The sequence below is a fragment of the Spirosoma endbachense genome (assembly GCF_010233585.1).
Lineage (GTDB): Bacteria > Bacteroidota > Bacteroidia > Cytophagales > Spirosomataceae > Spirosoma > Spirosoma endbachense.
Map to the genome: position 1 here is coordinate 2,971,275 of NZ_CP045997.1, position 13,018 is coordinate 2,984,292.

Genomic DNA, 13,018 nt, shown 5'->3' on the forward strand with positions numbered 1-13,018 from the left:
GCCTTTCAAGCTATCAAATACCTATGATGCATCGGATGAATTGGATTATTTTCTCTTGATCATATTGTGTCATATACTCTAAACGTATCTACCCTATTTGAATCCACAGACACATATGAGTAAATTGTATACTCAATATTGGTATATTCTACATTTATTCCTACTCTGCATTGGCACTACTCATGGCCAATCAGTTGTACAGGGGCAAAATTTCGGCTATACGCCAGGACAATTCGCTGTTTCGGATGCGGGAGCAGCTACATATCAAATTCCATTCGTTTTACCACCCGGCACTGCCAGTTTACAGCCTAAAATTGGCATCAGTTATAGTAGCCAGAATGGGAATAGCTACTTGGGTCTTGGGTGGAATCTAAATGGCCTATCGACGATCAGTCGCTCAACACGGACTCACGCCCAAGACGAAACCGCCGATGTTAATCAGCAAACCAAGAGCGTAGCAACTGGCATTACCTATGATAAAAATGACCGCTTTAGTTTAGATGGCGAGCGGTTAGTCTTGGCTCCCCAGTCCATTCTGACAAATCAGACCTTTGACGTTAACTACGGAAACAATCAGACTGCGTATTACACCGAGCAAAATAGCTTTACCAAAGTTGTTCTGACCGAAAATGCGACTGCAACCAGCCCTGACTACTTTACAGCATATACTAAGTCCGGACTAATTTTTCAATATGGGAATTCCACGGATAGTCGGATTGTTAGTAACTCTCCGTCCAGTCAGACGGTGGCGATTCAATGGCTGGTGAATCGAATTGAGGACCGAAATGGGAATTACATGACCTTTTCCTACACCCAGAATTCAACAACGGGTGAGGTCTATCCCAGCCGAATTGATTACACAGGTAGCAGTGGCATTGCTCCCTACAATAATATTCGGTTTGTCTATGAAGATCGGCCCGACCAAAGTAATCTGTACGGCATTCGGTATCAGCAGAAAAATACCTACGCGAAGCGACTTAAAAGCGTAGAGGTCTATTACCAGAACACACGGATTCGAGCCTATAACCTGTCTTATACGCTAGATCAATACTCCCTCTTAACCCAGATCAACGAAACCGACGGAGGAGTACCAGGACAATCCTTCAATCCAACGACGTTTGAGTGGAGCAACGAAACCACCAGCTTAGGTACAGCGGCAGAAATTACCACTGGGGGCATTGACGCCAATCGCCTGTTTGGCGATTTTAATGGCGATGGATTGACCGACATGGCTACTTACAGCGTATCGGGAGCTACGCTTACGGTTCAGTTTTATCTCAATAATGGCGACCGAACGTTTACAACCTCTATTACCCAGTCGGGAACTGTCGGGAATAATTATCGGGTACAGGTGGGCGAGCTGAACGGTGATGCCCTCAATGATATTTTTGTAACCTACACACCAGCCTCGGCAGGGGCTGACTCTTACCTCTATTTTCTATCCAATCCTCCACCTGGACAGCCTTATACCTGTGCCTACTATACCAAAACGGGGACGCTGGGCGATAATGTCAGGTACGATTTTCCGGTGGATCTAAACCGGGACGGTATCACCGACTTTGTAGATCTAGCCTATCCAAGTGGCGTCCCCACGATTTCAGGGGCTTCCGTCACCAAAACCCTACCAACCACCGCCGTTACATCAACGTACTACCAGTCGTTATCGACCTTAACGGGCTATAGTACTGGCCTCAACTTCACCAACCCTGATCAAGTTTTTGAAGACCTCAACGGCGATGGCCTAACAGACCTGTTACTATACGATAAAGCAACGGGTAATAACGTCATTATCTGGACCGAGGCCACACGCACGGTGGCCGATGCTGCCACACGCAAAACTCAGTTTCAAGCCCGATTAAGCCGCTATGACCGCAATAGTAGCATTCCTCCTTCCTGGCTGGTGGGCACCAACAACACGGTGCTATTTGTCGATGCCAATAGCGATGGATTACTTGATCTGTTGGTATATCGACCCGGCTCAAATCAGTTGTGCATTTACCCGAATCAAGGTGGCTATCCAAACGGAAGTGGCGTCGCCTATTTGTTTGGGGCTGTCCCTGCCGCCGTTTCACCCATCTGCCTGAACCTGCCCTCCTCGGTACCCAGCAGCTTCACGGGCGTCTATCCCAGCGATGCCAACGCCGATGGATTGCTGGATATGACGTTTTTCAACGCGACGGATGGCACAAACTATTCCTTCATCAATACGGGCAATTTTGCATTTAACGCCAGTACTCCCCAGCTTAATGTCTGGCCGGTGGACATGTTCAAGTCGGCCAATCAGTTTCGGATCGGGTCGTTTCTGAAAGGTTCTCAGGCGGATTTGTATTACTTCCGGGCAGCAGATAGTAAATATTACATACAGCGGCTGCGGCAGTATCAGGGTTATTCGCTTAAGAAAATTACGAATGGAGCGGGGTTAGTGGTGCAGGTGAAGTACGATAATATGCTCAACAATGCACTCTACGAACGGGCCGGGCAGGTTACCTTCCCGAACCTTGACGTGCAAACACCCCTGTATGTGGTGTCGCAGACGAAAACCCGGACCAGTACGGGCGATGAAACAGCGAAGACATACCACTACAAAGGAGCAACCATCAATACTGAAGGACGGGGTTTTCGGGGCTTCTCGCAGATGTGGGAGCGCGACACCATCACCGGAAATTATAATATACGTTACTACCGTCAGGATGCCGACAATTTCAAATATACGGGCCAAACGCTGATTCGTTCGGAGCAGTATTATCCGAACGACGTGCTGATTTCTAAAACGGAAATCTTCCCCACCCTCATCAATTATCCGGCTACCTACCCAACCAGTTTTGCGGCCTACGACCAGCGCGCCGTGACTACCGATTACGTCAACGGCAAAACCAGGACTGTTCTTAAATCGCACGATGATTTTGGTAATCCTTTGTACGTAGTAGTGGATTATGGAGCCGGGCTTCGCGATTCGACGGCTAGTACATACACCAACGATCAGGCCAGCTGGATTCTAGGTCGACTGACCAACGCGACGCTGTACCGTTACGCCCCTAGTCAGCCGACCATTACCCGGCAGTCGTCGTTTACCTATGATACAGCGTCAGGATTATTGACGCAGGAATTAGCCGATGCCAACCTGACAGCCCAGGAGCAGGTTACGAAAACCTACACTTACGACGCGTCAGGCAATATTACTCAAAGCAGTACTCATGCCTGGACAGGAACTGGTTTCGACACCCGCACTATGCAGACGGAGTACGACGCGGCCACGCGCCGGTTTGCAGTGAAAGTAACAAACCCGCTCGGCCAAACTGCTACGACAGCCTATGATGTCCGGTTTGGCGTTCCGATACTCGTTACCGATCCTAACAGTCTGACCAGTTCAACAGAATATGATGGTTTCTCCCGGCCGGTGAAGCAAACCGGGCCGGACGGGTCGTGGAAAACGATAGCTTATTGGAAAGCAAGTACAGTTGACTATCAAAGTCCCGCCGAAGCCGTTTTTCTCACATACACTAAAACCAGCGCGGGACAGGAGGGTCTTGAACAGTTCGATTCGTACAATAGGGCCGTGCGAACGCAAAGCCGGGGACTCGACGGGCGGTGGGTACAGGTGGATCATACGTATAGCCGTGTAACCTCACCCGAACACCGAGAGAAAATCCGCGATTCATTTCCGTACTACGCCAATGAGTCACCGGGAGGTTATTCTGAAAAGCAGCTGGATAATCTGGGTCGTCTGATTACGACGCTCGAAACCAAAACGGGCGGGGTGCGCTCGGCCAACATGGTTTACGGCGGATTGGTAACGGAGCAATACAACTACAAAAACCAGAAAAAAACGGAGATCGAAGATGCCAAAGACCGATTGGTGCAAAGCAGTTGGCAGAATGGCCTTCAGGTGTATTACACTTACGATGCCGCCGACCGCCTGCTGACCATTAAAGACCTGAAAGGCAACACGATCACGAACGAATACGACGCTCGGGGCTACAAAGTCCGCATGACCGACCCCGACATGGGGACGTACCGCTACGAATATAACGGCTTTGGCGAGCTCACGAAGCAGACATATCCCAATGGCGACGTAGTAACCATGCAATACGACCGGATAGGTCGGCTCATCAGCCAAACCGAGCGTGAAGGCACGACAACCTACACGTTTGATCAGGGCAATAAGGGCATCGGGCGACTTAGCAGCGTTGTGAGTTATGTATCGAGCCAGACCTTGACGTATGACAATCTGGGCCGCAAAGCTACTGAGCTATTAGGGGTGAACGGACAGGTCTATACGACCACCTATTCATACGATAGCCAAAGCCGTATTGACCAGCTGACTTATCCGGCTTCAGGCCTGGTGTTACGGCACGTTTATAATACCTACGGCTATCTGACCGAGCTTCGCAACGATGCGAATAACGGCCTGTTCTGGAAGGTACTGGCGATGGATGCCAAAGGTGACGTGACGCAACAGCAGTTTGGCAATGGGGTAGTGACAGAGAAGCAATACGAAGCAGCTACCAACTACCTGCAACGGATTAAATCGACCTACAACGGCACTACACTACAGGAGTTTACCTACCAGTTCAACGATCTGGCACACCTGATGGAGCGGCAGGACGTGAAGCGGGGTAAACGCGAGTCATTTGAGTACGACGATGTGAACCGCCTGTCGCTGACCTATCTGAACGGCACGGCCACTGATACCGTCCGGTATGACGAATTAGGCAACATTACCTATAAATCGGGCGTCGGAACGTATGAGTATGGCGGAGTAAACAATGGCCCGCACCGACTGCTGAATGTACGGACCAATAACGCTAATGTCCAATGTTCCTTTACGCTCGACATTGCTACGGAGTTCACCTCCTTTAACAAGGTAAAGCGGATTGCCAATGACACCGCCTACGCCGAAATCTACTACGGGCCCGACAAGCAGCGGGTGATGCAGAAGCTGTATGAAAAGCGAACGGGAAGCCAGACATACACACTGATTCGTACCAAGATTTATGTCAATGGCGGTCTGGTAGAAGTAGAAAGTTTTGCCGCGACAGGCAGAACCAAAATTACCAGCTACGTTGGCGGGATAGGGATTGTGGTGAAGGAAACGCAGGGTGTTAGTACGACTACCACAACGAAATACACCCTGAAGGATCACCTCGGCTCCATTACAGGCTTCACCGGAGATAACGGCGTCTTGCTTGAAGAAATGAGCTTCGATGCCTGGGGGCAACGACGTAATGCCGACTGGACGGCATTGTCTACCCTGTTCAAAGGCAGCCACGAGCGAGGCTTTACAGACCACGAGCACTATGATCTGTTCAGCCTGATTGACATGAACGGGCGGGTGTACGACCCTGTTCTGGGCCGCTTCCTCTCGCCTGATCCTTTCATTCAGGACATGACCGACTTGCAGGCGCTAAATCGGTATAGCTACTGCAATAATAATCCATTGAGTTATACCGATCCGAGCGGGTATAGCTGGGCTAGTAAACTATGGAAGAAAGCAAAGGAGCTTGTTAAAACTGCTATTGTCTATGTTGTTAGAGAGGTAGTTACAGCTGTTGTTGCTGCAATTCCAGTCATCGGACCTTATCTCGCTGTTCCGGCCGGCAATTTTGCTGCAAATTTTACGGGAACGTTACTCAATGGAGGTAGTCTTAAAAATGCTTTCTCAGCAGGCGTTAAAGGAGCGATCAACAGTGTCAAAGGCAATGTATTGGGTGCATTGAATGCAGGCTTGACAAATGCTGTAGGCGATTTAGCGCAACTGGCACTCGGTGGGAATAGTTTCGGCTCAGCTTCCTTCGCACAACAGGCCGCTCATGTTGGCATTGAAACCATTGGGCATGGGGTAATACAGGGAACCATGGGTGTGCTCAATGGGGATAAATTTTCACATGGATTTGCCGCCGGAGCAGCATCTGGCTTTGCAGATCCTTTTATTAGTGGTATCAGTAGTCTAAGAGGAGCTGACAACTACAGCGCTCGGGTAAATATTACATCATTCATCGGTGGCACAGCTTCTTTACTAGCTGGTGGTAGTTATGAAAACGGGGCTAATTCTGGTGCTTTTGTGAGGATGTATAATGCGGAGGCACCAGGGCATGGCAATTCTCCTCAAACTTTCTCACCACAAAACGGTCAAGCTGAGTCAAGTTTTGTTGGTTTTGCCGTGATAGTAGGCGTAGCATTTATTGGAATCGAAGCAGCTCCAGTTGCATTAGGAGTATTAGCAGTAAGAGGATTAAGCCGCTTTGTTGGGGAGGCTGCTGTTGAGGAGGGAGCTGTAGTAGCCGATGAATTGATTGTTCATGGAAATTCTCTGAATAGTACGAGGTCTACTTGGGGATATAAACTATATTCCAATGACGGTACATTTTTGAAAAATGGTATAACCTCCAATGTAAGAGCTGAGTCTAGATACACAAAATCTTTCATGTCTGACAAGTATATGGAAAAACAGCTTTTCCCTAATAGGAGGGCAGCATACGAATGGGAATCTCAACAAAATCAAATTATGAGAGGGCCACTAAACAAAAACATGCATTAAAATGACAGAAAAAAACACAGATAGCATATTTGGGTGTTTTGTTTCAGTTACACAGCCCTATCCCGATGCAAGCCAAGAGGTAAAAGATATAGCATCAGAGCAAGGACACTTGTTTAGAACCTATATCTGGGGAGAGCAGGGAATATGCAATAGGTTAAAGAAATTGAAGCACACACATTACGGTAAAGACTTGGAATTGATTTTGTTTCAATTTTATGTAAATCCGCTTTTGGTTGAGCTGCAAAATATGAAAGAGATTGAAAATTATAGAAAAAAAGAAAAAGCAATCGGCATACCGATTATTATAAATGGAGAAAATTTCTTCAGTAAGCCAGAAGAAGGACGTTTTGACTTTTTAAAGGAAGCCATTTTGCAAAAGCTCGATTTACTTACAGTAGTTGTAAAACGAAAAAAATTAGACACACAAGTGGAACAACTTAAGAATGATTTACTAGAAAATCGTTTTTCGGAAGTATAAAGCAGTATGAAGACTTTTCTTTTCATCAGTCTTTGGTTGGCGTGTTACCCAACTTTCGCCCAATCCACCACAACTCTCGCCTACGACGTGAGTGGCAACCGCATTTCCAAAAAAATGCAGGGTAGCGGTCCACAGCCTTCGGTTGTGGCAAGTCCGCAAGCGGTGAACCCTGGTCAGCAGGTGGCATTATCGGCATCGGGATGTCCAGGCACGGTGAAATGGTCAACGGGGCAGCAGGGAGCTAACGTAACGGTTACGCCAACGGTAACGACACAATATTCGGCCTCCTGTGTAATAGCGGGTTGTGTGCCGGGAGTAAGTAACGTAACGGTGGATATCATTCAGTGCGTGCTTGATGAAGTTACAGTTGCGACCAGTGCTACGATTGTACGATATGGTCAACCTGTTACACTCATAGCCTATGGCTGTACGGGCAAAGTAGAATGGTCAACCGGGCAAACAGGCAATAGTGCTATTATTGATGTATACGGCCCGGTTACACAATTTACAGCTACCTGCACAAAACCCTATTGCGCTAGTGCCGGGTCTGCCTTTACGTATGTGGCGGGCACTAGCGGCTGTGGAACGGGCGATGTGCTGACCACGCTCAAATCCGGCAATTGGAATGATCCTTCGGTTTGGTCCTGTGGGCGGATTCCTACATTGACGGATGCCGTTTATCTTGCTGATGGGCACTTAATAAATGTCAACGTTACCGGTTACGCCAAGCTCTTGATACAGGGTGGTGGGCAGTTACTCTACCCTTCCACAGAACCCTATTATACCATTGTTTTTCCATCTTACTGATTGAAACTATCCTCATGAAAACGCAAATTCTCTTTGTTTTTCTGTTACTAATCTCGGCTTACTCATGGGCGCAGGCACCTACAAATGGGTTAGTCGCCTACTATCCATTCAATGCTCCGAATGCAACTGATGCTAGCGGCAATAATCGAGACGGCACGTTTGTGGGTGGTGTTTCGGCCACAAACGACCGTTTGGGTAACCCTAGTCAAGCATATAATTTTGATGGATCGGCGGGTTGTATCGTAGTTTCAAACTGGGGCATCCTTACAGGTAATGCTGCAAGGACAATATCAGTCTGGTTTAAAACTACTATACCTGCTTCACCTCAATATATGGTCTCATGGGGTTTTCTGGGTACTAATCAGAGTAATAATATTGGAACCTATACGGATGGCAATAATTCAACAAGATCGTTAGGCTTTTTTGCTACGGATGTCAATACATTGGCAGTAACGGATGCAGTTCAGTATTACGATGGTCGGTGGCATTTGCTGACATTTACTCATGATGGGAGTACATTAAAACTGTATTTGGATGGAACTGTGCAAAAGACAGCTACCAATGTAACCTTAAATACAGCGAGTTCAGGTTTGGCAATCGGACGTTTTGCAACGGGGCCTTACTATTTCGCAGGCTCGTTAGATGAGGTAAGAATCTACAATAGAGCACTAACGGATACGGAAGTTCAGCAGATGTATACTGCAGAGGCTCCTGTACCCCCGTTGGCTGAATTTGCTAAAATTGGCTCTAATCGGTTTATCCATACCATCGGTCAGTTTAACACTTCGGTGGGTAACATGGCTGGCAATACCCTGTCCAACTCTTCAGGTACCAACAACACATTCACTGGCTACCAGACTGGCAGGGACAATTCCACCGGTTCATTTAACACTTTGATGGGCTACCGCACTGGCTTTGCTAATACCACCGGCAGCCAAAACACACTAGTAGGCAGTGAGGCAGGTAACCAACTAACTAGCTCCTCGAACACTATGTTTGGCTACCAAGCTGGTAAAAGTACGACTACTGGTCAAAACAACACATTTGTCGGCGTAAAAGCCGGTATTAACAACACTACAGGCAGCAACAATATTATCATTGGCCCCTTCTCTGGCACCTTAATAACCGATGGCAGCGACAATGTATTGATTGGCTACAATAGCCAGTCGGAAAATGGCTTGCACAATGCCACAGCTATTGGAACGAACAGTCGGGTTGCTATCAGTAATGCTATTATTCTGGGTAATAAGGCTAATGTGGGTATTGGGACATCGACCCCAACTGCTCGCTTACATGTTCGTAGTGAGCAGGCTGGTGAATCTGGCGTGCGTTTCGAGCAACTGACCAGTCAAAGTCCAGTTACTCAAACGGCTGACCAATTTCTGACTGTCAACGAGAAAGGGGACGTAATCAAAGCTCGTTATCAACTTCGCATTAGCAGTGCCAGTGATTGGAGCGATAAAGTCTTTGCACCTACCTACCAGCTTCGCCCACTATCCTCTGTTGACACTTATATTAAACAGTACCAACATTTACCCGGTATTCCCTCCGCAAAACAAGTTGCTAAAGAAGGCATTGATCTGGTAAAGATGAATACCTCTCTACTAGAGAAAGTAGAGGAGTTAACCCTGTACAGCATTCAGTTAGAGAAGGAGTTAACTTCCACAAAACAGCAACGTCAACAGGATCTTCAGAAGTTACAGGCATTAGAACAAAAGCAGGCTGAGTTGGAAGGTTTGCTAAATCAACTATTGAATCGAAAGTAGGGAAGTCTTCATGATGTAAAGACCATGAACAGCGTGAACACCTGATGGATGGGGCATATAGGTTGGACAGTGCTATAACAATCTATACGCCCTGTGGCCCCCAAGCTTTTTTGTCGTCATTAAGTCCATTTTCCAAAACCATCCTATACTAATAAAGTCCTGCTTTGAGCCTCATACTGTTTGGGGAATCAGATGTATTCTCTGCCGAACAGGCTTTCATAAATTTATGTAGGATAGGTGACACATTATTAACGATAAGGAAAAAATGGTGTGAATAGAAGCGGATAGCGTGGCTAAAACAGATTCAAGTCTAGTCATATTTACTGTGCGTTTTAAAGACGAACTGCTTAGTTGGGCTGACTTCTTTCCCAATAGCTATAACTTCTTTCCCAACTTTTATTCAATCCTTACGTAAGGATCTGATGAGACTTCGTTTTTTTGAAGTTGGTTATCCAAAATCAGGTATTGCCCGAAAGTAAGTACGCTTTTATACTCTATTTTTATAGCCTCCCTCTCTATAACTGGGCTTTTTAAAGGATTTGATGAGAACCTACTCCAACCGCTTCATGCTCTGGATGATTCTAGTCCTGGCCCGGACAACTTTTGCCCAAACTAGCGTTGGCCTACCGCTTCATCCCGAAAAACTGGCTTATGCAAAAGAGGTAGAACAGGAGGCTACTGCAAAGAACGATACCTTGTTGTTGGCCGAAGCCTATTACCTGTACGGAAAAATATACGTAGTGGCCCGAGATTATCTAACCGGTAAACGCTATTTCATGAGGTCGCTTCGTATTGTAGAGAAGAAGCAACAATCCGATAAAGTCAGCAGGATTTATGCTCGATTATCCTGGCTGGAACGAGAACAAGCGAATTTGACCAAATCACTCAAAGATGCTCGGCTTGCTGTGGCTTATGCTCGTAACAGTACACAGAAAGCTTTACTGTCTGCCTATCAGTCGATGAGTGATATCTATCTGGCAATTTGTTATGATAGTCTGGCCAATAATCGAAAGCATTCATTACAGGATAGCTTATTATTCTATTGTAAACTATCTGAGCAGATGGCGTATAGGCTGAACGATTCAATCAGTATAGCTGGTATAAGTGGCATGCTTGGTAAAATCTATGGCTTCCAGCGAAATCCACAAGCATTCCATTACTATCAAACAGCATTACGAATACATATAGCACTAAATCAAAAGAGTAGTCAGGCCATTATAAGCCTTCAACTGGCTCGTGCCTACCTACAATCAAATCGACCTGATCAGTCGTATCCTTTTTTATTACAGGCAAGTGTACTCTATAATGCCTTACAAGGCAGAGAGTTCGAAATGGAGCGAGATTTGGCCAACACCTACATGCAGTATTACCAGCAAAATAAAGACTGGCAAAAAGCATTTGCTCAATCACTGGTGCTTCGAGGGTTTGAGCGCGATCAGATGATGGCAGATCGGAACGGTGCCGTTTCCCGGCTAAGCGTTGAATATGAAACTGAGAAAAAAGAAGCACAGCTCATCAGTCAGCGGAGGGAGTTACAACTGAGTCAGCAAATCCAGCAGACACAACACTGGTTATTGGTGGTTTTATCGGTTTTGCTGTTGGGAACAGCAGGGGCAAGTATCGCTTTTTACCGGATCTCGCAGAAAAACCAACGGTTGAGTGAGCAAAACGCGGCTCTAGTTCAGGAGCAAAACCACCGGGTAAAAAATAATTTGCAGCTAATATCCAGTCTATTGAGTTTGCAATGGAATCGGCTCGACGATGATAATGCCCGGAATGCCATTGAGGATAGTCAGCGCCGTATCGAAGTCATGAGTTTGTTACAACGTAAACTATACGATGATGACAATTTAGTTACGATCAATGTCGGTGATTTTGTTCGGGAATTAGTCACGATGGTGTTGAAGACCTTCGACCAAGAGCAAGTTGAGATAGCTTACCAAATTGAGCCAATGCTGATGCTACCAGCCGACTATGCCATGCGGATTGGCTTGATTATAAATGAACTAATAACAAATGCCTGTAAATACGCTTTTCCAGGCAATCCGAAGCCCACCCTGCAAATTACAGCCACCTTAGTGCACAAAACGTTTCACCTGTGTGTCGTTGATAATGGACCAGGTTTTACTATGGCAAATTCACCTGTCCAATCTTTCGGATTGCGCCTGATACAAATGCAAGTGGAGCAGTTGTTTGGTACGTATCAGTTTGAGAGCCGTGGAAATTTAAAATTTGACATGACGTTTACTCTGCTCCCTACATCTCCGCATCGGAGAAAAACTAAAATAGAGACGGTTCAATGAAAGCGCTTAGAGTTTTAATCATCGAAGATGAGTTAGTAACAGCTCACGATATCAAAGAAACGTTGGAAAAAGCAGGGCATGCTATAACAGATATCGCCCGTAACCTGTCTACTGCCCTCACCTCAGTACGCTTTAGCCCTCCTGATATAATTTTAATCGATATCCGTTTGGATCATTCTTCCGAAGATGGAATCGATATAGCCCAACGCATTTTATCTCAGCAAACCATACCGATTATCTATTTAACTGGGTATTCGGAGCCACCAACCATTGCACGGGCGCAACAAACGCGTCCGGCAGCTTATTTACTAAAGCCATTTCGGCATAAAGAACTCGCTATTCAGGTTGAGCTGGCTTACCATAACTATCAGTCTTCGCTGGTTAATTCGGTAGATCCCTATTTGTCGGATAACCTTTATCTACCTGTTGATCAGGGGCGAGGCTATGTTAAAATCAGAAAGAATGACGTGCTCTATTTAATAGCCGACCGCGTCTATGTTGAGGTTTATTTGATTGGAGAGTTGAAAAAGCGTGTTTTTTCAATGAATTTAGGCTATATCTCCCAATTCTTTACATCGCCTAATTTTTATACCCTGTCTCGCTCATTAGTCGTAAATCTAGACTATGTAGAGCGTATTGATAAAGGGCAATTCTATGTACAGGGTCAAAATTCACCGATACCCTTTCCTGAAGCGAACCATAAAATTTTTCTTCAACAGTTCGCTATTGTTAAAACGCCGTCAAAACGTGAGGGTAGGCTATGATTGCATTAGATAATTATCAGCCGCGACAAAACTTTGCATGCCCCATTATTTTGTATTCCTTACATAACCTATTCAACTCATCTACTGCCCGGTTATTCAAGTTGGGTTGAATCACTTATTAGTAAATTCTTCCTCTTTCTTGTAGGTCCAATATGTGTCGTACTCTTTCAGGCACATCGAAGTAGGGGTAGTTAACACAATAGGGGAGTGGCCAACATTCGTACGAAATGTTCCATGAAGATTATTTCATGGGCCTAACTGCCTAATAATTTGTAAACTGAGTAAATAGTAAAAGAAACGTTCGATTTCTTTACTTGCTATTGGCTCGGCGAATTATTCGTTTCGAAGCCATTTTCCGGGCA

Annotated in this window: 6 protein-coding genes; all 6 read left to right on the top strand. The window is 46.0% G+C overall.

Features of this window, described 5'->3' with window-relative positions; all coding sequences use genetic code 11:
• The first annotated feature begins 115 nt into the window (after positions 1-115).
• The 6 genes from GJR95_RS11775 to GJR95_RS11800 all read left to right on the top strand — a co-directional run bounded on the left by GJR95_RS11775 (position 116) and on the right by GJR95_RS11800 (position 12,656).
• Positions 116-6,538, top strand: coding sequence for an RHS repeat-associated core domain-containing protein (locus GJR95_RS11775; RefSeq protein WP_162386048.1), 6,423 nt, complete (start codon positions 116-118; stop codon positions 6,536-6,538).
• Between the two features lies 1 nt (position 6,539).
• A complete protein-coding gene (locus tag GJR95_RS11780) occupies positions 6,540-7,016 on the top strand; it encodes a hypothetical protein (protein ID WP_162386049.1) in 477 nt (158 codons plus the stop codon).
• Between the two features lie 6 nt (positions 7,017-7,022).
• Positions 7,023-7,823 carry a hypothetical protein gene (locus tag GJR95_RS11785; protein WP_162386050.1) on the top strand — a complete coding sequence of 267 codons (801 nt, stop codon included), beginning with the start codon at positions 7,023-7,025 and terminating at the stop codon, positions 7,821-7,823.
• A gap of 161 nt (positions 7,824-7,984) precedes the next feature.
• Positions 7,985-9,589, top strand: a complete 1,605-nt coding sequence (locus tag GJR95_RS11790) for a LamG-like jellyroll fold domain-containing protein (protein ID WP_162386051.1) — start codon at positions 7,985-7,987, stop codon at positions 9,587-9,589.
• A 542-nt stretch (positions 9,590-10,131) separates the two neighbouring features.
• Entirely contained in the window at positions 10,132-11,892 is a 1,761-nt protein-coding gene (locus GJR95_RS11795; RefSeq protein WP_162386052.1) for a sensor histidine kinase, read from the top strand.
• Complete coding sequence (locus GJR95_RS11800; protein ID WP_162386053.1) at positions 11,889-12,656, top strand: response regulator; 768 nt, start codon at positions 11,889-11,891, stop codon at positions 12,654-12,656. Before GJR95_RS11795 ends, GJR95_RS11800 begins: the two co-directional genes overlap by 4 nt.
• Positions 12,657-13,018: the final 362 nt, after the last annotated feature.